This window comes from Syntrophomonas erecta subsp. sporosyntropha, assembly GCF_055395365.1.
In genome coordinates this window covers 1070695-1096833 of sequence record NZ_AP042459.1, presented here as the reverse complement: position 1 = coordinate 1096833, position 26139 = coordinate 1070695, and the positions used below count along the sequence as shown (strand labels likewise).

General features: G+C 43.6%; 25 protein-coding genes and 1 riboswitch. Of the genes, 12 read left to right on the top strand and 13 right to left on the bottom strand.

What is annotated here, in order from left to right; translation table 11 throughout:
* Positions 1-87: 87 nt before the first annotated feature.
* The 5 genes from ACZ5Q0_RS05250 (at position 88) to ACZ5Q0_RS05230 (ending at position 4640) form a co-directional block, all read left to right on the top strand.
* Positions 88-330 (top strand): FeoA family protein, encoded by a 243-nt coding sequence (locus ACZ5Q0_RS05250; protein WP_446819015.1) that lies wholly within the window; start codon positions 88-90, stop codon positions 328-330.
* A 260-nt stretch (positions 331-590) separates the two neighbouring features.
* Complete coding sequence (locus ACZ5Q0_RS05245; RefSeq protein ID WP_446819016.1) at positions 591-1343, top strand: FeoB small GTPase domain-containing protein; 753 nt, start codon at positions 591-593, stop codon at positions 1341-1343.
* Positions 1343-2740, top strand: coding sequence for a nucleoside recognition domain-containing protein (locus ACZ5Q0_RS05240; RefSeq protein WP_446819017.1), 1398 nt, complete (start codon positions 1343-1345; stop codon positions 2738-2740). Before ACZ5Q0_RS05245 ends, ACZ5Q0_RS05240 begins: the two co-directional genes overlap by 1 nt.
* 215 nt (positions 2741-2955) lie before the next feature.
* Positions 2956-4170, top strand: a complete 1215-nt coding sequence (locus tag ACZ5Q0_RS05235) for a patatin-like phospholipase family protein (protein WP_446819018.1) — start codon at positions 2956-2958, stop codon at positions 4168-4170.
* A 269-nt stretch (positions 4171-4439) separates the two neighbouring features.
* Positions 4440-4640 carry a cold-shock protein gene (locus ACZ5Q0_RS05230; RefSeq protein ID WP_446819019.1) on the top strand — a complete coding sequence of 67 codons (201 nt, stop codon included), beginning with the start codon at positions 4440-4442 and terminating at the stop codon, positions 4638-4640.
* 164 nt (positions 4641-4804) lie between these two features.
* On the opposite strand, the gene ACZ5Q0_RS05225 is transcribed toward ACZ5Q0_RS05230, so the two are convergent.
* From ACZ5Q0_RS05225 to ACZ5Q0_RS05195, 7 genes are all read right to left on the bottom strand, one after another.
* On the bottom strand, positions 4805-5635 hold the full coding sequence (locus ACZ5Q0_RS05225) for a YihY/virulence factor BrkB family protein (RefSeq protein WP_446819020.1): 831 nt from the start codon (positions 5633-5635) through the stop codon (positions 4805-4807).
* 173 nt (positions 5636-5808) lie between these two features.
* A complete protein-coding gene (locus ACZ5Q0_RS05220; RefSeq protein ID WP_464827289.1) occupies positions 5809-7278 on the bottom strand; it encodes a TRAP transporter permease in 1470 nt (489 codons plus the stop codon).
* A 145-nt stretch (positions 7279-7423) separates the two neighbouring features.
* Positions 7424-8290, bottom strand: a complete 867-nt coding sequence (locus tag ACZ5Q0_RS05215) for an IS3 family transposase (RefSeq protein WP_464827279.1) — start codon at positions 8288-8290, stop codon at positions 7424-7426.
* Positions 8291-8343: 53 nt separating this feature from the next.
* Positions 8344-8661 carry a transposase gene (locus ACZ5Q0_RS05210; protein WP_447182485.1) on the bottom strand — a complete coding sequence of 106 codons (318 nt, stop codon included), beginning with the start codon at positions 8659-8661 and terminating at the stop codon, positions 8344-8346.
* A gap of 54 nt (positions 8662-8715) precedes the next feature.
* Positions 8716-9186, bottom strand: coding sequence for a hypothetical protein (locus ACZ5Q0_RS05205; RefSeq protein WP_447182793.1), 471 nt, complete (start codon positions 9184-9186; stop codon positions 8716-8718).
* 3 nt (positions 9187-9189) lie between these two features.
* Positions 9190-9693 carry a DUF1850 domain-containing protein gene (locus ACZ5Q0_RS05200; RefSeq protein WP_446819022.1) on the bottom strand — a complete coding sequence of 168 codons (504 nt, stop codon included), beginning with the start codon at positions 9691-9693 and terminating at the stop codon, positions 9190-9192.
* Positions 9694-9709: 16 nt separating this feature from the next.
* Positions 9710-10693, bottom strand: a complete 984-nt coding sequence (locus tag ACZ5Q0_RS05195; RefSeq protein WP_446819023.1) for a TAXI family TRAP transporter solute-binding subunit — start codon at positions 10691-10693, stop codon at positions 9710-9712.
* Between the two features lie 486 nt (positions 10694-11179).
* Between ACZ5Q0_RS05195 and cls the strand changes: the two genes are divergently transcribed.
* Complete coding sequence (gene cls, locus ACZ5Q0_RS05190; RefSeq protein ID WP_446819025.1) at positions 11180-12640, top strand: cardiolipin synthase; 1461 nt, start codon at positions 11180-11182, stop codon at positions 12638-12640.
* A gap of 468 nt (positions 12641-13108) precedes the next feature.
* Positions 13109-13930, top strand: a complete 822-nt coding sequence (locus ACZ5Q0_RS05185) for an MBL fold metallo-hydrolase (RefSeq protein WP_464827265.1) — start codon at positions 13109-13111, stop codon at positions 13928-13930.
* Between the two features lie 105 nt (positions 13931-14035).
* On the opposite strand, the gene ACZ5Q0_RS05180 is transcribed toward ACZ5Q0_RS05185, so the two are convergent.
* A complete protein-coding gene (locus tag ACZ5Q0_RS05180; RefSeq protein WP_446819028.1) occupies positions 14036-15097 on the bottom strand; it encodes an acyltransferase in 1062 nt (353 codons plus the stop codon).
* A gap of 239 nt (positions 15098-15336) precedes the next feature.
* Positions 15337-15441: riboswitch (SAM riboswitch) on the top strand.
* A gap of 65 nt (positions 15442-15506) precedes the next feature.
* Here ACZ5Q0_RS05180 and ACZ5Q0_RS05175 point away from each other — a divergent pair.
* Together ACZ5Q0_RS05175 and metA are read left to right on the top strand one after the other, a co-directional pair.
* Positions 15507-16793 carry an O-acetylhomoserine aminocarboxypropyltransferase/cysteine synthase family protein gene (locus ACZ5Q0_RS05175; RefSeq protein WP_446819029.1) on the top strand — a complete coding sequence of 429 codons (1287 nt, stop codon included), beginning with the start codon at positions 15507-15509 and terminating at the stop codon, positions 16791-16793.
* Between the two features lie 17 nt (positions 16794-16810).
* A complete protein-coding gene (gene metA / locus ACZ5Q0_RS05170) occupies positions 16811-17722 on the top strand; it encodes a homoserine O-acetyltransferase MetA (RefSeq protein ID WP_446819030.1) in 912 nt (303 codons plus the stop codon).
* A gap of 63 nt (positions 17723-17785) precedes the next feature.
* On the opposite strand, the gene ACZ5Q0_RS05165 is transcribed toward metA, so the two are convergent.
* Entirely contained in the window at positions 17786-18307 is a 522-nt protein-coding gene (locus ACZ5Q0_RS05165; protein WP_446819031.1) for a peptidylprolyl isomerase, read from the bottom strand.
* Positions 18308-18804: 497 nt separating this feature from the next.
* Between ACZ5Q0_RS05165 and ACZ5Q0_RS05160 the strand changes: the two genes are divergently transcribed.
* Complete coding sequence (locus ACZ5Q0_RS05160; RefSeq protein WP_464827264.1) at positions 18805-18972, top strand: hypothetical protein; 168 nt, start codon at positions 18805-18807, stop codon at positions 18970-18972.
* 19 nt (positions 18973-18991) lie between these two features.
* Here ACZ5Q0_RS05160 and ACZ5Q0_RS05155 read toward each other — a convergent pair whose 3' ends face one another.
* From ACZ5Q0_RS05155 to ACZ5Q0_RS05140, 4 genes are all read right to left on the bottom strand, one after another.
* Positions 18992-20335, bottom strand: coding sequence for a radical SAM/SPASM domain-containing protein (locus tag ACZ5Q0_RS05155; protein WP_446819032.1), 1344 nt, complete (start codon positions 20333-20335; stop codon positions 18992-18994).
* Between the two features lie 97 nt (positions 20336-20432).
* On the bottom strand, positions 20433-20777 hold the full coding sequence (locus ACZ5Q0_RS05150) for an ArsR/SmtB family transcription factor (protein ID WP_446819033.1): 345 nt from the start codon (positions 20775-20777) through the stop codon (positions 20433-20435).
* A 138-nt stretch (positions 20778-20915) separates the two neighbouring features.
* Positions 20916-22289, bottom strand: coding sequence for an aminotransferase class V-fold PLP-dependent enzyme (locus ACZ5Q0_RS05145; protein ID WP_446819034.1), 1374 nt, complete (start codon positions 22287-22289; stop codon positions 20916-20918).
* Positions 22290-22475: 186 nt separating this feature from the next.
* Positions 22476-22958, bottom strand: a complete 483-nt coding sequence (locus ACZ5Q0_RS05140; protein ID WP_446819035.1) for a DsrE/DsrF/DrsH-like family protein — start codon at positions 22956-22958, stop codon at positions 22476-22478.
* 261 nt (positions 22959-23219) lie between these two features.
* Between ACZ5Q0_RS05140 and ACZ5Q0_RS05135 the strand changes: the two genes are divergently transcribed.
* Positions 23220-24386 (top strand): HD-GYP domain-containing protein, encoded by a 1167-nt coding sequence (locus ACZ5Q0_RS05135; protein ID WP_446819036.1) that lies wholly within the window; start codon positions 23220-23222, stop codon positions 24384-24386.
* A gap of 241 nt (positions 24387-24627) precedes the next feature.
* Entirely contained in the window at positions 24628-26070 is a 1443-nt protein-coding gene (locus tag ACZ5Q0_RS05130) for a hypothetical protein (RefSeq protein WP_446819037.1), read from the top strand.
* Positions 26071-26139: the final 69 nt, after the last annotated feature.

Sequence of the window (26139 nt, the reverse complement as noted above, 5' to 3'; positions counted from 1 at the left end):
CACACTTTCGAGCTTTTTCCCATAGAATTTTAGAAATCGTATTTAGATACGGCTAAATGTTTAAATATTGTTTAAGGAGGGAGGAGTATGAATGGTACTCTTTCACTAGATCAGTTCAATCCGCCTGATGTAGTTTTAATTACTAATGTCATGGGTTCAGGGATAGTGCGCCGGCGTATGCTGGACCTGGGATTAGTTCCGGGAACCCGTGTAGAAATTATTCGCCGCAGTCCCTTAGGGGATCCCACTGCCTATAAGATCAGGGGGGCCATCATTGCCCTGCGCCGGGAGGAATCCAGCCAGATTTATGCCGCCCCTCTGAAAAACTAGTTGCGTAATACCTGGCTGGGGGTAGAAATAGCTAATTGGCAACAGGGTTAGCAAGGCTAACCGGGAAAATCCCTTTAGAGGTGATTTTAGCAGGCAAGCGGCCAGGGTAGGCAAGGCCAGGAAGGTAAAAGCGTTTTATAAACAGCTCTGTAGAACAGAAATAGTCTATAACCTTTTTATGTTTATCCTGCGGAAGCCTTGTGTAGAGCCATGGGGAATGCTTTTTTAAAATGCCTCTAAGGAGCTAGGAGGAAGATTAAATGCATAATGAGAATGCTGATCTGGATGGGAAAATTCCTTTTATTGGTAAAACCCAGAAAAAAACTATAGTACCGGTAATAGCCTTAGCAGGTAATCCTAATACCGGGAAAACAACTGTTTTTAATGCCCTGACCGGTCTGCGCCAACATACGGGTAACTGGCCGGGAAAAACAGTTTTAAAAGCGGAAGGCAGTTTTATATATAAGGGAACAACTTATCAGGTCATTGACCTGCCGGGAACTTATTCTCTTATGGCTAATTCGGTTGATGAAGAAGTTGCTCGTGATTTCCTGTGTTTTTTCCAACCGGATGCAACCGTAGTAGTTATCGATGCTACCTGCCTGGAAAGAAACTTAAACCTGGCTTTACAGGTTATGGAAATTACTAGTCAGGTGGTAGTATGTCTAAATTTAATGGATGAGGCATACCGCAAGGGAATAAAGGTGAATATTGATAAACTAGAGGAATTGCTGCAGGTACCGGTAGTACCAACAGCAGCTCGTAGTGGAGAGGGCTTAGATAAACTGGTTAAGGTAATCAGTCAGGTAGTATCTGGAGAAAGAAAGATTTCCCCCAGGTTAGTACGCTACAGTCCGCAGGTGGAACAGGCTATTACTGAAATAGAACCTCGAATAAAGAAGTTGACAGGTAATAAGATTAACTCTAGATGGCTTAGTCTAAGAATTTTAGAAGGAAATCAAGAGATACTAAACCGTTTAGTTAATACTGGCCAGGCAAGGGAGGCCATATAATGAGTTTGGTTACACCGAACCATAATATTAGAGGGAAAATTCCACAATCAGCGTTACTTGAAAAGGAAATGGTAGCCGATAGCATTGTAAAAAGTATTTACGAAACAGCCGAAGATATCAGTACCAAGGTGATTAGCTATCCCGGGAAAAGAAAAACAGACTGGGACCAAAAAATAGACGATATTTTAACCTCTCCTTTGTGGGGCTTTCCCATCATGTTGCTTTTGCTGGCGGTGGTATTCTGGATCACTATTTCTGGTGCTAATGTGCCTTCACAGGTACTGGCTACAGGTCTTTTTTGGATTCAGGACCGTTTAACCGACCTATTTATAGCCCTAGACGCTCCAGGATGGTTGCATGGTTTTTTAGTGCTGGGGGTTTACCGTTCTCTAGCCTGGGTTGTTTCAGTAATGTTACCGCCAATGGCTATCTTTTTTCCCCTTTTCACCCTATTAGAAGATGCCGGATATTTACCCCGGGTAGCTTTTAATCTAGATTCTTGCTTTAAAAGAGCGGGAGCTCATGGTAAGCAAGCCCTGACCATGTGTATGGGTTTCGGCTGTAATGCCGCCGGAATTATATCCTGCCGTATCATCGATTCCCCCCGGGAGCGCTTAATTGCTACCTTGACTAATATATTTGTACCCTGTAATGGCCGGTTTCCTACCCTAATTGCCCTGGCGGCTATTTTCATAGCTGGATCAGCGGCTATGTCCATGGCTAGTGTGATTGCTACTCTAACTGTTTCCAGCCTTATCGTGCTGGGAGTTATTATTACTTTAATTGTTTCCTGGCTATTATCCCGTACTTTATTAAAGGGTCAGCCTTCTTCTTTTGCCCTGGAACTGCCCCCTTACCGCAAGCCCAAAGTGGGAGAAGTCATAGTACGTTCCATTTTAGATCGTACCATTTTTGTCCTGGCCCGGGCCGTTATTATTGCGGCCCCTGCCGGGGGGTTGATCTGGATATTGGCCAATACTACCATAGGTGATGGGACTATATTAAATATAATAGCTGGTTGGCTTCATCCCCTGGCCGGTCATATGGGTATGGATGGATATATATTACTGGCGTTTATATTAGGGTTACCAGCCAACGAAATTGTTTTACCTATCTTAATCATGAGTTATGTGGCAGGACCAACCTTAGTTGACCTGAACAGCTTGGCCGCCCTAAGGTATTTATTAGTTGATCAGCATGGCTGGACTTGGCTGACTGCCCTTTGTGTAATGATTTTTTCGTTATGCCACTGGCCCTGCGGAACTACCCTTTTTACCATAAAAAAAGAAATCGGCAGCTGGAAATGGACCTTTATGGCTCTTTTAATTCCTACTGTGGTAGGCATAGTGTTATGTATTACTATTAACTATGTAGTAAGGGGATTGGGACTGGTGTAACAATCCTAATTTGAACTATAGGCAAAACCAAAGGGGCCGGTTAATCCTGCCCGGGTCTTACTCCGGAAACCTATTAAACCAAGAAGAAGCTTCCGGCAATCAGTTTATGAATATATAAAGCAAGTCCAGGAGTGTTATTGTGGGAGCTGAAATTGTAGGTTTTAATGTAAATAGCTACAATTAATAATAGAGTTTAGAATCCGGGAGGATAGCTTGTGAAAGGATTAGTTCTGGAAGGTGGCGGAGCCCGGGGAGCTTATCAGGTGGGGGCCTTAAAGGCCTTAAAGGAAATGGGAATCACAGTCCAGGGAATTGCCGGTACTTCGGTGGGCGCACTGAATGGGGCAATGATAGTTCAGGGTGATATTGACCAGGCTTATGAATTGTGGTCGGAAATTAGCCCTGCCCGGATAATGAATATTGATGAAGGGCGCTGGCAGCGTTTAATTAATCTGGGACTTCAGCCAGGAGATATTGCCCATATTCTTCGTAAGGTCAAGGAATTTATTCATGAAGGTGGAATCGATGTCTCACCCCTGCGGCAATTGCTGGAGGAAAATATCGATGAGGCTGCTATCCGGCGGGCCGGAAAAGATTTTGCTATGGTTACAGTTTCACTTAGTGATCTTAAACCGATGGAGTTTTACCTGGAAGATATTCCCCGGGGAAAGCTGGTGGATTATCTCCTGGCCAGTGCTAGTCTACCCATGTTTAGAATGGACCCGGTGGATGGCCGGCGGTTTCTAGATGGGGGTTTTTATGATAACCTACCTATTGGTCTACTGCTGGCACGTAACTATCAAGTAATCATTGTGATACGGACCTTTGCCCCCGGCCGCCAGCGCCGGATGGTGGCTGATAACGTGGAGTTCGAGTATATAATTCCTTCCAGTGATCTAGGTGGGATACTGGATTTTGACCAGCAAAAGGTTCGTAATAACCTGCAAACAGGCTATTATGATGCCCGTCGCTATTATCAGGGATTACAGGGATTTAATTATTATATATATCCGGATGCTGATGAGGAGTTCTTTTTTCATCAATTGCTTAGGCTAAATGAAAAACAGGTACTGGCCATAGGGGATTTATTCGGATTAAAAGGGATTCCATACCGGCGTATGCTTTTTGAATATATTATTCCCCGTTTGTGTGATTTGCTCAAAGTTGACGGTAATGCTGCCTATCAGGAGTTAGGGATAAAACTATTAGAGGAAGCGGCCGGGTGCTTACAGTTAGAACGGTTCAAGATTTACTATATTGAAGAATTGGCTGAGGAAATAAAATGGCGCTACCGTCCTCAGGCAGAATGGGGCACAAAGGATATACCTATACCGCCGGTACTAAAGCATAGCCGGGTAATGACCATGATGACCCGGGAAGATATTCTCCGGGAAGTTGCTTACTACTTATGGGGAAATCATACCACCTGAACTTAAGGGTTTAGATGTATAAGCCCGTCGAACAGTAATTGCCAGGTAAATAGCTCGGTATAGCTGAAAGGGTTCGTCCTTTGGTATGATTAGGGCTATAGTCGGCCAGGCAGGTTGAATATTGCCATGATGCAGCAGATGCCTTATAGGCTTGAATAGAACATTTACTGCCGCTTTCAGGAAAGGGCCGGGAGAATAGGATGCTAAAATAATGCCATACTAAAGGTATGATATACAGTTAACTTTTCTATGATAATGGGGGTTATAAGATGTCAACCGGAACCGTAAAATGGTTCAGCAATGAAAAAGGTTATGGGTTTATTGAAAAAGATGGCGGTGGCGATATTTTTGTCCATTATTCCTCCATCAGTGGTGATGGTTATCGCACCTTGATGGAAGGACAGCGAGTGGAGTTTGATATTGCCCAGGGTTCAAGGGGGGTTCAAGCAGAAAACGTTAATCTCTTATAACGGTTATTAAATTAGGGGCGGCGGTGCCGCCCTTTTGCGTATATTTTGATTTGGCGAGATTAGCCCACTGATCTTGCCGGTAGGGGGTCTGACTCAGGAAGTTTTTTTATATATTCTTATCCAGGTGTTTTTGTCATGAAAAATAAATTCTAAACTTCAGGCGGCTACTGCTGTTTAATGCGGTAGATACGCAGTACAGCATTTAACTCACCGCCTACCAGTATAATAATGCTGCTCAGATAAAGCCAGAGGAGAAGAATCATTATACCTCCCAGGCTGCCATAGATTCTGGTAAAATTGCTGAATTTATTTATATAAAAGGAAAAGGCCAAGGAACTAAGTATCCATCCGATAGTAGTAAATAAAGCTCCCGGCAGCACCTCTTTTAAACTAAGTTGGCGGTTAGCACTAAATTTATAAAAAAATATAAAAACAATTAACATCACGGCCAGGGGAAAAAGGTAACGTACAATTAGCCAAGCCCGGGTAAAAAGATGAGTAGCACCCAGTGATTTGAACAGGGCGTAAGCCATTATCCGCCCCAGTACCAGCATAACTAATGCAAAGAGTATAACTAGAGCCAGGGCTATAGTAAAAAAAAGTGCTATTCCCCGTACTTTCCAAAAAGGACGGGTTTCTTTTTCGCCGTAGGCTTTGTTGATACCCCGGATAATAGCATTTACTCCATTAGATGCGGCCCACAGTGTAAAAATCATTCCCAAAGATAGGAGGGTCTGGCTGCGAGCGTTAAGGGTCTCCAGAACTATGTTTTCCACCTCGGCATAGGCTTGAGTTGGTAAAAACCGGGCCAAGCTGTTTAATGATAAAGCTAAACTGTCTGGCATAGTTGTATAGCTTAAGAGGGTTATTATAAATACAAGAAAAGGGAAAAAAGCCAGTAACAGATAATAGGTGAGCTGAGCTCCTAAAGCAGTAACTTCGTCATCTTGAAAACGCCGATATAATTCATGGAGGATAATTACCAGGTCAGACATAAGCCGTCCTTTCCGAAATACGGGGTCTTAGTACAAGATTTGCAAATTCCCTATAAAAAACACTGGAAAAATTATCGAATCTAAGATAAAAAAATCAGGAGGATGTTTCATTTTATTAACACCAGCCAACAAAAAGACCCGCCTTAAGGGCGGGTCTCGTATTTGTATAATTATTACATGGCAGCAGATGAAGATTGACGGCTAGGTTTATGGTGGCGATCCCGTAATTTTTGTATAACGAAAGCAATGCTTAAAAGAGCCAGGCCAAGCAGATCCGTGGTAATATTAGGATCGATCATCAGCAAACCACCTACAAAAAACAACAGACGTTCCGGCCAATAAGCTCGGGTTACAAAATAGGCGGATACTGCTGCTGCTATGCCGATCATGCCGATAACCGAAGTGACTATGATCATAAGAACGTCTACCGGAGTAGTATTAATCATCAGCATAGCCGGGGAAAGAACAAATATATAGGGTACCAAAAAGGCAGCTATAGCAATTTTAGAGGCATTAACCCCGGTCATAAGAGGATCGCTACGGGCAATCCCTGATCCGGCAAATGCTGCCAGGGCTACCGGAGGAGTAATATCAGCAATAATACCGAAGTAAAAGACAAACATATGAGCAGCTAGTATGGGAACTCCTAACTGGATAATGGCTGGAGCTGCAATAGTGGAGGTAATAACATAGTTAGCTGTAGTAGGTACCCCCATACCTAAAAGAATTGAGGTAATCATAGTCAGAAACAGGGTAGGTAGTAACTGACCATGGGCCAGTACTATCAAGGCGGAAGCCAGTTTTAAACCTAGTCCGGTTTTAGTTACTACACCAATAATAATTCCAGCGGTAGCACAGGCAACTACAACACCTAACGCTGACCGGGCGCCATCTTCCAAACCTTTAATAATATCCCGTAAAGAAATGCGGGTAGAGGAACGCAACATAGAAGCAAGAATAGCCAGAGCTATACCCCATAAGGCGGCCCGCATGGGGGTCTTACCGGTTACCAGCAGGTAGACGATGGCAATAAGCGGTATAGCCAGGTGACCTCTTTCTAGCAAGAGCTTGCCCAATTTTGGTAGTTGTTTACGAGGAATCCCCTGCAGACCTTCCTTTTTTGCTTCCAGGTGTACACAGATCATAACTCCGGTATAGAAAAGCAGGGCTGGAATTACTGCTGCCTTAACAATATGAATATAAGGTACCCCAACGAAGTCAGCCATTAAAAAAGCAGCTGCACCCATAATAGGAGGCATTAATTGGCCACCGGTAGAGGCGGCTGCCTCAACTGCACCGGCAAATTCCGGACGATAGCCGAGTTTTTTCATCATGGGGATAGTCAGGCTACCGGTACCAGCTACGTTAGCAACTGAACTGCCGGAAACAGTACCCATAAGACCACTGGAAATAACCGCTACTTTAGCCGGACCGCCTCGGGCCCATCCGGCAATAGCATTGGCCAGGTCAATAAAAAACTTCCCCAGGCCAGTTTTCTCCAGGTAGGCGGCAAACAGGATAAATAGAAAGATAAAAGTGGAGGATACACCCAGGGGGATACCAAAAATACCCTCAGTAGTAAAATAAAGATGTTCTATTAATAACTCCAATTGTACTCCGCGATGAGCAAAGGTTCCCGGAATGTAAGGGCCGGCAAAGGCATAGGCAATAAAGCAGCAGGCGACAATGATAACGGACTGACCCCCTAATATTGTACAAAAACTCTTAATGTCTGGCTGATACTTAGAATTTGAAAATTTATATAAACTGGCTTTGCCAGGATCATTATTATACCCTTACAGACTGGATTTTTAAGGATTTCTGCTGTAACAGGTGGTACGCTTCATTTGGAGTATGATATTTCAAACTGGAATGAATCCGCACTGCGTTGTAGTCTTTTATGAATTGGCTTACCGTATCGTAAGCTTCGGCATAACTTTGGAATTCATGCTTGCTCAGACATTCTCCTTCTAGGATGGCATTGAAAGATTCAATGTGAGCATTTTTATTGGGTGTACGACAAGGAATACGCTCATGTTCAACGCCGAATTTAATACAGCTTTCATCAAAATGATGACTGATAAACTGTGGCCCATTGTCACTTCGGATGACTAAATCATCGGTTCCATATACCTGACGTTTAAACATGGCTGCCTGTACAGTACGTGCAGCATCCTGAGCATTACAGTTTAGGCCGATGTGGTAATCCACAATAACCCGATCAAACACGTCTATGATAGGCAGAATATAAAAGAAACGGTTTTCTCCAGTAATATAGCCGTATTTGAGATCGATTTCCCACAGACGATTTGAAGAAGTAATTTCATGGTTCCGTGCCAGTCGTCTGGGATGCTTTGCTTTAAGTTTACGCTGCGGTTTCAATATATCCAGTTCTTTACACAAACGATATACTTTCTTTTTATTGATGATAAGCTGGTATTTCCGTCTGAGCGCCCAGGTTAATTTGTGGTAACCATAGTATTCTCCTTCAGCGAAGATGAGTTCACAAAGCCATTCTTTAACCTGTTCATTGCTTACAAATCTGCCATCGTTAGTGCAGGTACTTGCAGTTGTCGGGTGGCCGCCTCTGTGATTAAGTGCAGAAACTGGATGCTTCAAATGGTAATAGTATGTTGAGCGGCTAAGCCCGACCAATCGCAATACAAGGGTTTTATGATATCCTCTTGATATCCATTTGCTGGATATATCTACTTTATCTTGAATTGTGGGTTCGTTTTTTTTACAAGATCCTTAAGAATGGCTATTTCAAGGTCTTTTTCGCCCAGCAACTTTTTAAGTTTCTCGTTTTCAGATTCCAATGCTTTAGCGCTTTGATTATATGGTCCGATTCTAACAGGGATTGGTCCTATTCCAATACTATTGTGATTCTTATGTTCTCTAACCCAACGACTGACCATGTTGGCAGATAAATCATTCTTCCGGGCCACAATAGCGGCATTGCCAACTTCCAGAGATTCTTTAACAATCTGATCTTTAAATTCTTGTGAGTACCTTTTACGTTGCATATTGCCCCCTCCTGTTTTAAAAGGTACCAGATTAAGATACTTTGTCCAAGTCGGTTAGGGGGCTAAAGAGATAATAGGCCAGCCAACTACCCGACGGGCTGCTTCCAAAACAAGTAAAACCCCCAGACCACCCAAGATCATATCGGGAAGGGTAGCCATTCCTGCCCGTAATACCAGGTCATTATAAAATACCACAATATAAAGAGGGGCTGCGGCGGCGACTATGGCTAGTAGACCATCCAGCCAGTGTAAATTTTCACGGGACCAGGATTTGCGGCTGGGATACAAAAGGAATACTAGTGCCATAGCAAAGCTTAAATGCACGGCCCGCTGGATATGAGCATCTAGTACACCAAACATAGCCGTCCAGATCTGAAACACTGAAAAACTAATGGCTATTAAAGCAACTACCCATTTGCCCCACCCACCAAAGCGGCGGTAGTCTGACTCCCGGTCATATTTGGCCAAAAGTTCATTAATATTAACTTCATCTTGTACTGCATTACAATTGGTTTGGTTGTTCAACGATTAACCTCCTCTTACATGGGAAACCTGCCAGATCGTTATAAAGAGGGGAAAAACTTTTGCCTCGATTTCCAACAGGCTCCCAGGGGCAAAGTAGTATTTAAATTGGTAGTGCTGGCCATGATAAAGTAAACCTTGGTGGGCCAGCGGCATGAATCCAATTCGGATTTTATTAAACTGGCGGTTCAGGCCACTGAGCACAAATGTCCCGTTATCATTAACAAGGTTTCCTTCTTCGGGAAGAAACGGGAGACCCACCCCCAGTGATCGATACGTAGTAGAATTAAGCACCAATTTATTCCCCGGTGCCAGAGAAAAATGCTCCTGCACCGGGGTTTTTTGTACGGAATGGACATATTCCAAAGAAAAGGTCTTTCCGTGGACCAAGGGGATAACCAGGGCTGGAGGGTGATCCGGTTCTGATACTAGCAGAACTGGTACCGGAAACATTACTAGTACCACCATAACCAGTACTACCAGCCCGCGCTTGATCCAAGGTATTTTCAAAAAGACCACCTTCTAATTATTTTTCATTAAAGAATTTTTCTGCTCCTGGATGCATAGGAATAGATACTCCATCACTGGCAGATTCAGTGGTAATATAAGCACCTACGGAATGAGCTGCCTTTAAGCGATCCAGGTTGTTATAAATAGCCTTGGTGATCTGGTAAGCAGTATCTTCGTCCATCTCATCAGTTACTACCAACATAGCCTTAACAGCTATAGAATGAACGTCTTCCTTCTGGTTAGGATAGCTTTCAGCAGGAATGGTTACTTTGGTATAGAACGGATAATCTTTTATAAGTTGTTCAGCAATTTCGTCATCAACAGAAATAAGAACTACATCATGCTGGGCAGCAATATCCTGGATAGCTGCCGTGGGGAATCCAGCTGTAATAAAAGCGGCATCTATATTACCGTCTTTCAGGCTGTTGGCAGCTTCCGCAAAAGACAGGTATTGAGCTTTTATGTCATCATAGGTAATACCATAAGCCTTCATAACCTGGCGTGCATTAGCTTCTACGCCGCTGCCAGCAGCACCAACCGCTATACGTTTACCTTTAAAATCAGCCACGCTGGTTATGCCGGTTCCTTTCAGGGTTACGATCTGAACAGTTTCGGGATAAATGGTAGCTAGAGCTTGTAATCCCTCTACTTTACCGTCTTTAAACATTTCTATGCCATTAGAGGCATAATAGGAGATATCGTTTTGGATGAAAGCCATCTGTACACTGCCACCTTTGAGCAGGTTTACATTGGCAACTGATGCTCCGGTAGATTCAGCAGTAGCATTAACACCTTCGATATTGTTGTTAAGTATTTCTGCTATAGCTCCACCCAATGGGAAATAAGTTCCGGCGGTACCGCCAGTTGCTATGTTAATAAACTGGGTATCGGCCTTTTTATCACTATCATTAGAAGTTGATGAACCACACCCGACTACAAAGGTGGCCAGTAGTGCTATAGCTACCAGCAAAACAATTCCGTGTTTCATAGGTCTTAACATCTGTTTGCCTCCTTAATTTTAGTTTGCTTAATGATGTGGAATTACCCCTTACTATCTCCCCCTTCGTGGGGAAGGAAAGCTTACGAAAGGGGTTAAATCATGCCCATAGAAAAGTATTCCAACCCTCCTTTGATTTTAATAAACGTAATTAGACCTGATCTTATTAAATTTAACAATAATGGTCGATTTCCCTTTTTTTGTGGGAATCAACCCGATAAATCTTATGGTAGGTATAGCCCGACATAATAATATTACATGATTTTAAGATACTGTGGTTGAGTTCTTCGACTTTTTCTAAGTATTTATTCTTACCAAATCTGGATGTTCCCACCGGTAGGAATAGGGGGATGTTTCCGTTGTTCCCTTTTGGCATGTTTTATTTAGCTATTGTGATAAAATTGGGCCAGGGAAAAATTTGCGCTACTATAAACGGTAGTCAAGATGGTGAACCGGTATTAAATCAAACCATATGAACCGGGAGGATATATGCTGGAGAATATTAGTGCGAGAGATATTCTGGATTTAATAATCCTGATAAACATAGTTTTTGTAGCGGTGGTGGTCCTTTTTGAGCGACGCAACCCAACTGCTACTCTGGTCTGGCTATTACTATTGGTTTTTGTGCCTTTACTAGGTTTTATTTTATATCTATTGTTAGGGCAGGATCTACGGAAAAAGAAGCTGTTTTATTTAAAAAAGGAAGAAGAAAAGCATATTGACCATTTAATCAGCCAGCAGGATCGGGAATTACATAGTAACCAACTAGTTTTTAAAGATCCACATATAGGCAGTTACCGGGATATAATCCACCTGCACTTAAAAAGTGATCAAGCTCTGTTTACTCAGGACAATCAGGTGGAGATTTTTACCGAAGGAGAACAGCTTTTCCAAGCGATGCTGGAAAGTATCAGCCAGGCGAGCCATTATATACACATGGAATACTACATCATACGTGATGATTCCCTGGGTCGAGCTATAGTTGATTTATTAAGTCACAAGGCTCGGGAAGGTGTTGAAGTAAAATTGCTTTATGATGGAATGGGGTGTATACGACTACCACAAGGCTTTTTCCGTCTGTTACAGGAGGCGGGTGGTGAAGTAGCCAGTTTTTTCCCTCCCTTTGTTCCTTATATTAATGTTCGTATTGATTATCGTAACCATCGTAAAATTTGCCTGGTTGATGGACAAGAGGGATATGTGGGAGGATTTAATGTTGGGAATGAATATAGAGGTTTATCAAAAAAATTTGGACGGTGGAGGGATACTCACCTGCGTATACGAGGAAGTGCCCTGGATGGTCTACAAAAGCGTTTTTTAATGGACTGGAGGTTTGCTAGTCACCAGAAAGATTTTAAGGTGATGGATAAAAAATACTTCCCCCCGCGACCAGCAATGGGTGAAAGCGGCCTGCAAATTGTATCCAGCGGGCCGGATGCTCCCTGGAGTTCTATACGCAACGGATATCTAAAAATGATCGGGCGGGCCCAAAAAAACATTTATATACAGACCCCCTATTTTGTCCCTGATGAAAGTGTACTGGAAGCACTAAAAGTGGCAGCACTATCTGGAGTAGATGTACGCATTATGATTCCCCGCAAAAAAGATCACCCCTTTGTACACTGGGCGGCCCTGTCGTATATAGGAGAACTTTTAGAAGCTGGGGCACGCTGCTACTACTATGAAGATGGATTTCTGCATAGCAAGGTAGTTACTACGGATGGCTTTTTTAGCAGTGTCGGTACCGCCAATCTAGATGTACGCAGTTTTCGGCTTAATTTTGAAATTAATGCTTTTATATATGATGCCCGGGTTACCCAATACCTGGAAAAGCACTTTAACAGGGATCTAAGTAATTGTACTGAAATTACCATGGAACAGTACTGCCAGCGCCCAACCAGGGTTAAAGCCAAAGAAGCTTTTTCCCGTTTACTTTCACCGCTACTATAAGATTGATTGCCCTAGCCAAAATTGTCAATTAACCGTTTGTAGTTTCCGGTGGAAGTTTATAGATTAGGAAGAGCAATATTTTATAAATAATGTATTATAGCTAATCAAACAGGCTTTCTTATGGCTAGTAATAATGATGTTATGATAATGTTAAGTAGAAGCAGCCCAAAGAGCAACCGGGATAGCATGTCAGCTGAGCAAACTACCAAGTACCAAGCTACCACTCCTCCATAGCTAAGGTCATCCTTTGATAGGGGTGGACTATGTTTCATAAAAGTATTTGGTACTCTTTATAAGTCTTGCCCTTCCCGAGAACTGGCAAGAAAAGTCAACGGGAACATTGGCACAAGTCCAATCACACCGTGTGCAGGACTGAAAGGGAAAGTGTAGTCGTACCCCTGGCTGCCCAAGGATGTTTGCTGGTGCAATTGCCTTCCCCCAATAAGGTCCGCTTATTATGAATGTAATGTGAATAATGAACTTATTAAGATTTATGCAGGGAGTTATGATATGCAGGTACATATTCTGGCCAGTGGTAGTACTGGCAATGCCGTTTACTTTCAATTCGGAAAGGCCCGTATCCTAGTTGATGCCGGCATCAGTGCCCGCCGGATTGAAAAAGGATTAGCGGAAATAGGAGTAAGAGGCAGGGATCTGGATGCCGTCTTGATCACCCACGAACACCAGGATCATATCCAGGGATTAGATGTATTTATACGGCGCTACCAGATTCCCGTTTACGCCCGGGAGCGAACCTGGGCAGGAATAAAGTGTAGTGAAAAATTTCCCCGGAAATGTTGCCAATATATAACGGCTGGTTTCGATCTGGGACCTATAAAGGTAGAGCCTTTTTCCATTTCTCATGATGCTGCTGATCCAGTAGGCTATGCTTTTTACTATGGGCAAAGAAAATGGGTTATGGCTACTGATCTGGGCATGATAACTCCAGGGGTAGAAAAGGCTATGGCCGGTGCTGATCTATTAGTGTTGGAATCTAATCATGATGTAGATATGCTGGTTAAAGGACCCTACCCCCTGTTTTTAAAACAGCGCATCCGCAGTAGCAAAGGGCATCTTTCCAACCTGGATGCAGGCCAGGTTTTAGCTCGATTACCGCGGCAGCGACCCATGCAGGTCTTTTTAGCCCACTTAAGCCAGAAAAACAATAATCCCCGCCTAGCCTACCAGACAGTCAGTGCGGTTTTGCAGCAATCCGGATGCCTGCTAGGAGATGAAATACAATTAAACTATACCCACCCGGATCATACCGCTAGTTACATCGCCCGCTAGATTGATCCATGCAAAATAGGGACAGGGGGACAGGTTTACTGTCCCCCTGTCCCCCCGGGCTTTTCCGGAACATTTAGGTTCGCCTTACCGTATACCCCCATCAGGCTAATTATGCCGCTGCCGAGGTACCCCTCCCAGATAACTTACCAGCGGAGTCAGGCTGACTATCCAGATCAGCAGCCAAGTGATCGCGGCGGTAGCTGCAAACAAAGCCAGCATACCAGGTACTCCCTGCCATATATTAGCCCATCCCGGCACCCAGGTCAGCTCCATCAGCACCGTCAGTACCAAGGGATGCAACAGGAATATAAAAAAAGACTGTTCAGCCAGCCAGGCAATCCAGTACCTGCTCTTCCGTAAAATCGGTTCCAGGTGGATAGCCAGCAGCAACAGAAAAGGGTAACTGCACAAGCTGTAAATAAATACTCCCGGGCGCAGGGAGGAAAAATATGCTTCACCCTGGTATCCTTCTACAAGAAGAATAATAAGGCTAGCTAGGTATATAAAGGTCACTGTTTTACTACGGGAGCTAAGCATTGAATTAAGTTTTTCCCGGTAACCTGCTAACCACATGCCAATGACAAAATAAAAGAGCCATTCCGGAAACAGAGCTGAATAATACCACTGGAGGGAAGGAAGAGTTATCCCCCCAGTGTCATTGGCATAGATTAGAATAATAGCTACACAGCTTACCATAAATGAACAGAGAAGCAGTTTTAACGGGTAGCGCTTTAACCAGTGGCTCAGCAAAGGGTATAATAAATAAAGCTGAAAAACAATGATGAGAAAATACAGGTGAAAAAAAGCAGTCCCATGCAGCAGATGGCTGCCTAGTCCGGATAGCCACAGGAGCAGATTACCCCCTGAATTATGCTGGTACAACTCTATCAGAAGGGCATAAATTACGGTCCATACAATATAGGGAATTAGCACCCTGCCAAAGCGGCGCCGGTAAAAATTCTTAACTGTTAGTGGATGCCTTTGTTCCCCATAAACCAGCAAGAAGCCGGACATAATCACAAAAAGGGGGACCGCATTTCGGGACGCCTGGTTAAGAATAAATGCTACCGGATTTAACAAGGCATAGCCGGCAGTGATATGGATAGCCATTACGGCTAGGGCAGCCAGGGCTCGCAGCATGTCATAGGCAAAAATACGTTTACTCATCACTTAATTTTCCTTTCCGCAAACAGTTTAATTGTAGCATAATAGTAATTACCTATGATTTTTTTGATAGGAAATTCTCGCTGTTATCAGTGACAGGATTAGATTTTTCCGTTATACTTGTCGCTAATGGGAACCACCCAGATGTGGCAATAAATTGAAACCGTCAGGTTAGAATTACGGAGAGATAAAGCAGGTAAGGCGGGTTCGGGTTTTATCCGGAAAAATTAATAATAAAACTGAACTTATCAAGAGAGGTTGAGGGACGGGCCCGATGACACCCGGCAACAGCTGGCTTTAAGCCAGAAATGTGCCAAATCCTGCAGGATAATCCTGAGAGATAAGAAGGGTTGATTTTTAGACCACTTCTTATTCGGAAGTGGTTTTTTAAACCGGGTAAGGAGGTTGAAGTATGAACAAGAAAATGGAATTAGAAACGATGGTCGTTCAGGAAGGATATAAACCAGAACCGGGACAGCCCCGGATACTACCGGTATATCAGAGTACCACTTATTTTTACGATCAAACTGATAAGGTAGCGGGACTGTTTGATCTGACTGAAACCGGTCATATGTATACCCGTATCAGTAATCCTACCCTAGAGCAAGTAGAAGCTAAAATTGCTGCTCTGGAGGGAGGAGTTGGGGCAGTAGCCACTTCTGCCGGGCAGGCAGCCGTTGCTCTGGCACTGCTTAATATTTGTCAGGCCGGGCAGCATATTGTGGCTGCTAGTACCCTTTATGGTGGTACCCATACCTTACTGGATTCTACATTTAGAAAAATGGGAATTGACACTACTTTTGTTAATCCTGACGCTGCAGAGGAGGAAATTGAGGCTGTTTTCCGGCCACAAACCCGGGTCCTCTATGCTGAAACTATTGGTAATCCAGGTATGAATGTTTTGGATTTCGAGAAATTCAGCCGGGTAGCCCGCCGCCAGGGGGTTCCTCTGATTGTAGATAATACTTTCCCTAGCCCCTACCTGTGCCGGCCATTTGAACATGGGGCCAATATTGTGGTTCATTCGGCTACTAAATATTTGGACGGTCATGCCACCAGTTTGGGAGGGTTTATTGTAGATGGAGGAAATTTCCCCTGGGACAACGGTAAATTTCCGGAATTGACCGAACCTGATCCTAGTTACCATGGAATTTGCTATGTAGACACTTTTGGGGGAAAAGCCTATATAACTAAAGCTCGAGTACAATTATTGCGTGATCTGGGGACCTGTATGAGTCCATTTAATGCCTTTTTGATAAACCTGGGTATGGAGACTTTGGCTCTGCGAATGGAACGGCACAGCTATAATGCTTTAAAACTGGCTAGTTACCTAAAAGACCATCCCCAGGTGGCATGGGTGAATTATCCTGGGCTAGAGAATCATCCTGATTACCATTTTAGTTGCCGGTACCTGCCCCGGGGGGCCAGTGGAATTCTTACCTTTGGTTTAAAAGGGGGATTAGAAGCGGGTAAACGCTTTATAGATAGTGTTAAGCTGGCTGCTTTGGTAGTTCATGTAGGGGATATTCGTACCTCGGTTTTACATCCTGCCAGCACTACCCATAGTCAACTTGACCCCCAGGCCCAAGCCGAGTCCGGGGTGACACCAGATATGATACGGGTTTCAATAGGAATAGAAAATATTAATGATATTATTGCTGATTTCGAGCAGGCTATTTTCCAAGCTACATCATACTAAAGAGGTGATATTGGTAAATGCCCATTATAATACCTGAGAACCTTCCTGCAACTGATACTCTTATTAAAGAAAATATTTTTGTTATGAATGAATGCCGGGCAGTACATCAGGATATCCGGCCTCTAAGGATTGGTATTGTTAACTTAATGCCTAATAAAAGTACTACTGAGACCCAGTTACTGCGCCAGCTTTCTAACTTTCCTATTCAGATGGAAATTGAACTCATTACTACGGCCAGTTACACTTCCCGTCATACCCCGGAGGATCACCTGAAGAACTTTTACCGGACCTTTGAGGAGGTGCGTCATACTAGGTTTGACGGTATGATCATTACCGGGGCACCGGTGGAAAAACTCCGCTTCGGTGATGTGGCCTACTGGGATGAATTAGAGGATATTATGAATTACACTGTAGATCATGTAACCTCGACCCTGCATATATGCTGGGCGGCTCAGGCAGCTCTTTATTACCATTATGGGATTCATAATTATTTATTAGATAAAAAACGATTTGGGGTGTATAAGCATCATGTTACTAACCCACGGTGTGAGTTAGTGCGCGGATTTGATGACGAATTCTGGGTACCCCATTCCCGGCATTCGGAAAACCGGCGTGAGGATATTGAGAAAGTTAAGGATTTGCAGATACTGGCTGAGTCAGATGAGGCCGGGGTATATCTGGTAGCTAGTCGTGATGGCCGCCATATATTTGTCAGCGGACATTCCGAATATGAATGTGATACCTTGTGGCAGGAGTATAAACGGGATCTAGAAAAAGGGGAGTCTATTCAGGTTCCCTGCAACTATTTCCCTGAGGATGATCCTGCCCGGCAACCGCTGGTTCGCTGGCGCAGCCATGCCAATTTATTATACTCTAACTGGTTGAATTATTATGTTTACCAGATGACTCCTTATAATCTTAATGATTAAACTAACTGCTAATAAAAGGGAAACCGGGGAACAGTTCTTCTGTTCTCCGGTTTCCCTTTAAGTTTAGACTTTGGCAACGGGGGAGTAGTCTACCCCAAAAGTATCTACGCTTACCTTTTTCATTTTTTGATCTTCCCGGGGCCGATCCCGAAAATCGGTGGGGGTTTTTACTATATCATCTACTATATCCATACCTTCAGTTACCTGGCCAAAAGCAGCGTAGTTGCCGTCCAGATGAGGGGCATAATCCAGCATTATAAAGAACTGGGAGCCGGCTGAATCTGGGTGAGCAGATCGGGCCATAGACAATACGCCGCGGGCATGTTGGAGTGAATTGGGAAATCCGTTACTGGTAAATTCACCTTTAATCTGGTAGCCAGGTCCACCGGTACCTATTCCTTTAGGGCATCCGCCCTGAATCACAAAGCCAGGAATGACCCGGTGAAATATTAAGCCATCGTAGAATCCTTGCCCTGCCAGGGCGATAAAATTGGCTACGGTATTAGGGGCAATATCCGGGTACAATTCTGCTTTGATCACCCCGCCATTTTCCATTTCAATAGTCACCAGGGGATTTTTATTCATACAACCATCCTTTCATCTATTTTATAGAAGCTGCTAACTGGTTATTTATAATCTTAGGGAGGATACTTTTAGCCGACCAGCCGATTAAAATACGGTAATAGATCTGCTCCGTCAGAGGCGAGTCCGAATTAGTACCTACCTTAATAAGGTGTTAATGGCTTTATTATACCAGTTTAGATAGTTTTTTATTTGAATAGGTTCTATTGTATGTGGATTAGGTATCTAAAAAAGCCATCCGTAGTAACTACCTTGCTATGCAGAAATCCATCTTCATAGTAGTAGCAGCGTGTGGGGGATAGGGGTTAATAAAACTGCCCGGGTATTTAGATTAGCTTGGTCTTGCCATAAGTGCTTGCTTATAAAAACCTAAGACTGGAAAGGGCTGGATTAAACTATACTTATAACCGGGTTATGAAACCATTAAGCTTGGCTAATTATATTAGGTGGGTATTCATGACGGAGAAAATAACGATTTGCCTATATGATGCGAAAAGCCCATGGCTACAGTCGGATGGTGCATTATTGAGACTGCAAGGCGGGTAATTCATCATGCAGAAAGTAATAAGATTCACCCTGGTAATAAAAAAGTAAACGGGATACCCCCCGGAAATGTACAGGTTAACTATCCGGATGGATATGTCAATAAAAAAGGAGCAGGAAAGTAATCCTGCTCCCGTTATAAGTTTAGCGGATCTGTTGAGACCAGAGTTGATCGGCGGTTTTGGACCAGTCAGAAGCTACCTCTTCGCATTTGGCGGTGAGGTTATCGACTGATTCCATATCACCTGGTTGCGTAGATCGCGCCCCGGAAATATGTACCATATCCCGTAACTTGTGGGGATTATCTAACAGGGGACAGGGACGCAGGTGGTTTTTGTTGAAGGGCTGGTTTTGGTGGTACTGTAAAAAAAGAGGTGATTGTAGGGCTTCTAAAAGGCTTACATCTTTTATGTTTACGTTGGAATAATGAATAAATGCACACGGTTCCACATCACCATTAGCATTGATATGCAGATATTTTCTACCTCCGGCAATACAACCCTGGGAGAATTCACCGTCATTCCAAAAATCTATAACGAAAATAGGCCTGGTGTTGCGAAGCTTGCGTACCCGCTGGTACATATAGGCTCTTTGCTCAGGTGTGGCAACTAGACTAAGGTCGGCATTTTTCCCTAGTGGCATATACGTAAAGTACCAGCCAAAGAGACAGCCCTTATCGACCATTAGATCGATATAAGCGTCAGATCCTACCACATCAGTATTTTTGCTGTGATAGCAGGTGGAAAAGCCAAAAGGTACCCCATGTTCCTTAAGTATATCCATAGCCTTCATCACCTGCTTAAAGGTGCCATTTCCCCTGCGCATGTCGGTTTCTTCTTCAAATCCTTCTACACTGATAGCCAAGGCAAAGTTAGCAGCTTTAACCATTTGACGGGCTATTTCATGATCTACTAAAGTGGCATTAGTAAAGGCTAAAAACATACAATCATCGTGTTCGGCAGCAAGCCTAAGCAGATCCTGGGCACGAATCAGAGGTTCCCCACCGGAGAATATATACATATAAGTACCTAATGCTTTACCTTCTTCAATAATCCGGTTCATGGTTTGGTAGTCTAATGAAGAGGATTTGGCATATTCTGCTGCCCAGCACCCCAGGCATTTGAGATTACAGGTAGCGGTGGGATCCATCAGGATGGCCCAGGGAATGTTACATGCATACTTTTTGGAGAGCTCTTCGTTGATAGGTACCCCCATAATAGTCGAATTAACCATAAAATTAATGATAAATTTTTTCAATACATTAGTATCATACTGGGAAAAAACCTTCCTAATAAATTGATTCCAGTGGTTATCCGGGTCGCTGAGGATTTTGTGAAAGGCTTGGGCATATTTTTTATGGTCTGCCTTAGTAACTAGCTTTTCTCCCCAGTTTAGCAGCTTGCCCAGATTTTCAATAGGGTCTTTTTCAATATAGCTGATGCCTTCCTTAAGAACAATCGAACTGATAAGCTGTGTGGTCGATTTCATATTATCTCCTCCCCGTAGTATAGCTAGATGACAGGCAATTGCTGTGCTGCTAGGGGAATCAAACCAGAAGGCCGATACTATGGTACCCTCAACTTGATTATGGATCAAAGACTTTTTTTTCAGTTAGACGGTATTTACTTAATCTCTCCAGATCTTTCCTGCACTGTTCCAACTTCCCCACTTCCCACTCTAGAAAGGCAGTCAGAATCGGGTGATTTTCCATCATTTGATGATTTAGCTGGTAGTACACCCATTGGGCTCTTTTTTCATAGGTGATAAGATGGGAATGTTTCAGGCGGCTTAGATGTCTGGAAACATTGGATTGCTTAACCCCGAGAATAGTTTCGATTTCTCCCACGGTCAGCTGTCCATGTTGGAGTAGATTAAATATTCGCAGTCTGGTTTCATCCCCAAGTGCGCGCATTACCTGGATTAATTTCATAGAGCACCTCCCTTTACGGCAATATTCATATATAATCATATACTAAAACTGAACCAAGAAAATGTCAAAAAAATCATAAAAATCTGTGCCGATAAAATAAAAAAGCAGCCTAAGTTGATGCTCGGTATAGGATTTAGATCAGACTACCAGGTTACGCAAAGAGCTGTTGCTGGGAAGCCACTGTGAGGCAGGAGGTAACTCAGCCTTTAATTTACGGTAATATTGCTTATGGGAGGATATTTTTTTAAGGAGGTTTACTAGGTGGTCAATCTCCCGGTGAGTATTATAAGCCGCCAGGCTAATTCTAACCATGCCGGGCAGTTCTTCCAGCCCTTTTTCCAAATAAGAAGCATATGACTGCTGATCTTCATCTAAACCCATAAGTTTGCGTACATAGCCCTGGGCACAAAAGCATCCGGTTCTAACTCCTATGCCTCCTTCCAGGCATAGTAGGTTTCCTAGTTGATTATGGGAGATTTCCTCCAGATTAAAGCTGATGACTCCTACCCGGGGCATGCTGCCATATACAGTTATACCGGGGAGGGAGGATATTTTTTCTAACGCATAACTAGTTAGCTGCTGTTCATAAGCACAAATCTCGGACATACCCACCTTTTGTAAGTATTTAAGGGTTTCTGCTAAAAGAAATGTTCCTACAACATTAGGAGAACCAGCTTCCTCTTTATCTGGCAGGTCAGTCCAGATTACATTATGGTTAGTTACCAGATCTACTGTACCTCCTCCCTGGTATTCCGGTTCTCCCCATGCGAAGGTACGACGAGGTCCGATTAAGACCCCGCTGCCAAAAGGAGAAAATATTTTATGTCCAGAGAAAGCTAGGTAATCAATATGCTGCGGGTGGTGATCTGGTTTCATATCTACTGGATGGTGAGGAACCAGCTGAGCTGCATCTACCAGCAGAGCCGCTCCATATTCATGGGCCATCTCTGCAATAAGGTGAATGTCATTGATATGGCCGGTTACGTTAGATGCCCCACATACGGTAACCAGTTTAACCCGGGGATAGTAGCGGCGTAGGATATTTTTAAGATCTGCCAGGTCTAAAAGGCCTTTCTCATCCACCCGGACGTATTTCACCTTACCTCCCCGGCGCCAGGGAAGATCATTAGAATGATGTTCCATTTCGGTGCTGACTACCAGAGCGCCATTATTTAAAGGTAGGCGATAGGATAGCTTGTTAATGGCTTCGGTAGTGTTTTTTAGCATAATAACGGTATTATGATTCAGGTCAGCGCCTACAAAATCAGCTATTATCTCATGACAGTGATCATAAATCTGTGAGCATATGATCGATTTATGGCCTGTACCCCGGTGAACACCAGAATACCAGATCAGAAATTCCTCCAATTTGGACATAACCGGTTGTAATGCAGGGGTACTGGCCGCATTATCAAAATGTACATAGGGCACACTTTTACCGATTCGGGTAGTTACCCGCTGATCAATTCCGATGACACTTTTGCGGAATTTTTTTACCGAAGGTCTGCGCATAATTTATTACCATCCTGATAGTGCGTTTTATCTATACTATGAACAGGATAAAGTTTTGACACAGCCCCTATAACCAATAGGTTACTTTTATGAAATCGGTGGGGATGACCAAATTTGTGCCTGACTTTAGGATGTAACATAAGCAAAAATGGCAAAAGGGAGTTTACTCCAGGAGTTTATCCTAATCTAAATAAATAATTGCATATCAGCATCCATAGCATCTTTAAGAAATTCTTTTACATCTACTACTTTTACTTCGGGAAGTAATTCCTCTGCTTTAAAACCCATAACCTCCATTGATAATTGGCAGGCATAAAAATTAACATTTTTTTTACGTGCCCCGGCCAAAAAATCGCGCAAACGAGGGGTCTGGTTTTCATCCATCATTTCCTGGAGCATAAACTTACCCAGACCGCTCATATTCATACGTGATAAGGGTAAATCTTCCGCACATTTGGGAGTCATAGTGGAAAACATTTTTTCATAAGCAGTTTTTTCTTCCTGGTTCATTTTATCGGGATCCCGTAGAAGCAGCAGCCCCCAGAAAGCAAAAAACATGGTAACTGATACCTTCATTTCCCGGGCTCCATTAGCCAGGATCAAAGCAGCCAGGGCTTTATCATACTCACCACTAAAAACGAGCAGGTTGATATGTTTTTGATCGTTCATAAGTGAAAACCTCCTTTCCAGATTACTTTTAGCATGGACGATAAAGGGACGGGTTATTAAAAAAATTATTTTAAGGGGTTAAAGATAGGGGCTTGTACATTAGACCGGAAAACATTCAGATAATATGATGATAAAAGGATGAAATCCTACGATTAGTTGCATAGCCGGCAGGGAAAATTGTGGTAAGAGTGGAACCCTAAAACTAAGGAGTGGCTTTGTAATATAGCATTAATGGGGTGGATGTTTATGGGAGGAAAGGATATGCAGCAGCGCATTATTTGGGCGGGGTTGATCGGTACTGCTTTGATCACCGCGATTTTTTTGAGTATAAAGCTACCAGTAATTTTGGCTGCCTTTATTGTAATGGGCCTGGGCTTAGTAGTTACCTATTACCTGGCGATGAGTAATAAGCGCCTGGTTTTAATAGAGGAAATGGAACGATTTGAACAGGGTGTAGTCAGGATGATCCTTCAAAAGGATATCCCTTCTGCTTTACAGCGACTTCAGGCGGTAAGCCGGACTATAGATAAGGAACTGGAAAGCCTGGTCTTTATAATAGATACCCAGGCTAATTTATCTTTACCGATTCCACCAGGTTGGGAGGATATCGCGGCAGCCCTTAAAGAGGGGAAACGGTTTTTTCAGGAGGAAAATGGTACCCGCAGGATAATGGGAAGTTCGGCGACAATAACCTCCTTATTAGCTGTACCGGTAGTAGTCCATGAGCAAGTTTTTGGGGCAGTAGCTGTTTACAGCTATCATAACCGATCCTTTACCGAAAATCACCGTAAGCGCCTTTATGGGTTATCCCTTCAGGCTGCTACCCTAATCGCTAATTTGCAGGAAAGAGAGCAGATTACTGATTATCATCGCCAATTACTAGTATCTTTGGTAGCTGGTATAGAGACCCATGATCCTGCTTTCCGGGGACATTCCCAGCGGGTTAATACTATAGCTGTATGGCTGGGGCGGCAACTGGGATTAGAAGCAGGGGAACTCAATGATTTGGGATATGCGGCCTGGTTGCATGATATTGGTAGAAGTGCTGGCGGAATAGATGAGGAGCATCCCCAGCAGGGAGTGGCTATGCTACCGGCTACCCTGAAATTTACTAGGGTACGGGAGGCGGTTCTTTATCACCATGAACGTTATGATGGTAGTGGCTATCCCAAAGGTTTGAGGCACACTGAAATACCGCTGGCCGCCCGAATTATAGCCGTGGCTGATATTTATGATGCCCTGACCCTGCTGGCCTCTTCCGAGGAAAGGCTAGAGCACCGATTGGCACTTGAGGTTATTAAAAAGGCTACCGGCAGCTTATTTGATCCGCTGGTGGTAGTAGCCTTGGAAGAGATAGAGGATAAACTGCAGGAGCTAACCCGTCAATGGATTGAATCGGAGCATGATGAGAACGGCAGGAAGGACTAGAAATGTTTTAAGGAAAAATATCCGGACACCAGGTAAGGCAATAGGTGACAATGAATTCTTAACCTTACTTCAACACCCCTACTCTTTCTAAAATAATTAGGGGTAATAGCTGACTATTAACCCTTAATTCCCTTCCGGAAAGAAAGTAAGATCAGGTTAATTAAACAGATTCTAAAGGAGATAAGGATTCCTACCGATAAATTATAGAGAATATGTATGTTATAGGTGGGAGAGTAGTTATATGAAATATTACCGCCAATTGATAATAAGTATTTTAGCCTGGGGGCTGGTTTTTCAACTGGGAGTAGTGGCCTGGGTACCAGTGGCCAGTGCTGATCAACTACCGGTGCAGGATTACCCGGAATGTATAGATTACAGCCCCCGAGGAGAAGCCGTAGATGAGAAAAATCTCTTAACAAGGCAAATTGAAGGTGCTACCCATTATTTTATCAGGTTAACCTTTCAGGGGCAGGGGAATTTAAGACTAAGCCAGGATGCGCTCCAGAGGATACGTAGCACCTGTCATTTCTATTCTGAGGGGGGCAGTCAGACCTCGATGATTGATGACGAGCTCCTGGTGAGAATGGAACAGAACCCGGATATACTTAGCTATCTTTTCAAACTGGATAGTTATGCCTATTTGTATATTCCGATTAAGCCTTTAAGGTCTCAGACCAGTTACCAGGTTTATATCGGACCAGGCATCATAGAAGATGAAAATGGCCATGGGAATCAGGCCCAGGTGTGGTCTTTTACTACCCTGGCCAATCCTATAGTCACAGGTCTATCCCCGGCTAGCCTAGGCGAGGACTACGAGTACTGGGAACCAGTACGCATTTATGGTGACTTTTTTGCGGATAGTGTAGAGGCAAGATTTTTTACCGATGGTAAAGACCGGGGTGAAGAGGCATATAAAGTGAAGGTAGCAGATGCAGACGGTAACCCTTTTGAAGATATAGACCAGCGCCGTTATTTGAAGGCATACCTGCCCAGGAAAGAACGGTTGGAACCAGGTTTATATCATGTCGAAGTAGCCAATAGTGATCACCATCGCCAGGTTTTGCACAATGCCTTGAGTATTGTGCAAACTTCTTCACTTCCTGTACCAGGGGATTTAGTAAGAGAACACAGGGCAGACCGCTATGGAGAAGTACAGGAGACCGTATTGTTAAGCCGGGATACCCTGAAGCTAAGTGATATTGGCCGAAATCGGGACTGGTTAAGACTAGATCTGGATAAATTGCTGGGCCGTGACACCTGGGAGAGCCATATCATACTAAAGCAGGATGCTTACCTGGGAGAGCTAGAGATTATTTCTAATTGGGCTGACCTTAATTTCTACGGAGTAAAGGCGTGGGCGGGGACAGGTGACCCGGTTTTAACCATAGGGCATGGTGCTCCTGGTGATATCCCTGCTCTGATCGGCAAGTTAGGGGTATTTAAGACCTGTTCTTCTTTCCTGGAAGTTAAAGGTGAAAATATCAATATAGATCTGGTAAAGGTGCGCCTGCCCTTCCTGGCACCGCCCGGGGCCGACCTACAAGTATTACGGTTTGATGATAAGCGGCGTATCTGGTTTGACCAGGCCTTCAGAATTGACTGGTTAAACAGCCAGGTCGTGTTTGACAGTCGTATCCCGGGGATTTTTATAGTTGTGGAACAGCCTCCCGGATGGGGGAAATAACCAGGTACGAGATACCTGTCATAAAGACCGATAAGATAGTCCGGGTTTTAATTAGATTCAGTTAAACTA

What these genes read in the sequence shown, in the direction of transcription:
- ACZ5Q0_RS05175 (WP_446819029.1), top strand. Translation starts at nt 15,507, where the DNA reads ATGAACAAGAAAATGGAATTAGAAACGATGGTCGTTCAGGAAGGATAT.
- ACZ5Q0_RS05240 (WP_446819017.1), top strand. Translation starts at nt 1,343, where the DNA reads ATGAGTTTGGTTACACCGAACCATAATATTAGAGGGAAAATTCCACAA.
- ACZ5Q0_RS05250 (WP_446819015.1), top strand. Translation starts at nt 88, where the DNA reads ATGAATGGTACTCTTTCACTAGATCAGTTCAATCCGCCTGATGTAGTT.
- ACZ5Q0_RS05245 (WP_446819016.1), top strand. Translation starts at nt 591, where the DNA reads ATGCATAATGAGAATGCTGATCTGGATGGGAAAATTCCTTTTATTGGT.
- ACZ5Q0_RS05210 (WP_447182485.1), bottom strand. Translation starts at nt 8,661, where the DNA reads ATGCAACGTAAAAGGTACTCACAAGAATTTAAAGATCAGATTGTTAAA.
- metA (WP_446819030.1), top strand. Translation starts at nt 16,811, where the DNA reads ATGCCCATTATAATACCTGAGAACCTTCCTGCAACTGATACTCTTATT.
- ACZ5Q0_RS05135 (WP_446819036.1), top strand. Translation starts at nt 23,220, where the DNA reads ATGCAGCAGCGCATTATTTGGGCGGGGTTGATCGGTACTGCTTTGATC.
- ACZ5Q0_RS05195 (WP_446819023.1), bottom strand. Translation starts at nt 10,693, where the DNA reads ATGTTAAGACCTATGAAACACGGAATTGTTTTGCTGGTAGCTATAGCA.
- ACZ5Q0_RS05165 (WP_446819031.1), bottom strand. Translation starts at nt 18,307, where the DNA reads ATGAATAAAAATCCCCTGGTGACTATTGAAATGGAAAATGGCGGGGTG.
- cls (WP_446819025.1), top strand. Translation starts at nt 11,180, where the DNA reads ATGCTGGAGAATATTAGTGCGAGAGATATTCTGGATTTAATAATCCTG.
- ACZ5Q0_RS05155 (WP_446819032.1), bottom strand. Translation starts at nt 20,335, where the DNA reads ATGAAATCGACCACACAGCTTATCAGTTCGATTGTTCTTAAGGAAGGC.
- ACZ5Q0_RS05145 (WP_446819034.1), bottom strand. Translation starts at nt 22,289, where the DNA reads ATGCGCAGACCTTCGGTAAAAAAATTCCGCAAAAGTGTCATCGGAATT.
- ACZ5Q0_RS05230 (WP_446819019.1), top strand. Translation starts at nt 4,440, where the DNA reads ATGTCAACCGGAACCGTAAAATGGTTCAGCAATGAAAAAGGTTATGGG.
- ACZ5Q0_RS05140 (WP_446819035.1), bottom strand. Translation starts at nt 22,958, where the DNA reads ATGAACGATCAAAAACATATCAACCTGCTCGTTTTTAGTGGTGAGTAT.
- ACZ5Q0_RS05150 (WP_446819033.1), bottom strand. Translation starts at nt 20,777, where the DNA reads ATGAAATTAATCCAGGTAATGCGCGCACTTGGGGATGAAACCAGACTG.
- ACZ5Q0_RS05225 (WP_446819020.1), bottom strand. Translation starts at nt 5,635, where the DNA reads ATGTCTGACCTGGTAATTATCCTCCATGAATTATATCGGCGTTTTCAA.
- ACZ5Q0_RS05160 (WP_464827264.1), top strand. Translation starts at nt 18,805, where the DNA reads ATGGCTACAGTCGGATGGTGCATTATTGAGACTGCAAGGCGGGTAATT.
- ACZ5Q0_RS05180 (WP_446819028.1), bottom strand. Translation starts at nt 15,097, where the DNA reads ATGAGTAAACGTATTTTTGCCTATGACATGCTGCGAGCCCTGGCTGCC.
- ACZ5Q0_RS05130 (WP_446819037.1), top strand. Translation starts at nt 24,628, where the DNA reads ATGAAATATTACCGCCAATTGATAATAAGTATTTTAGCCTGGGGGCTG.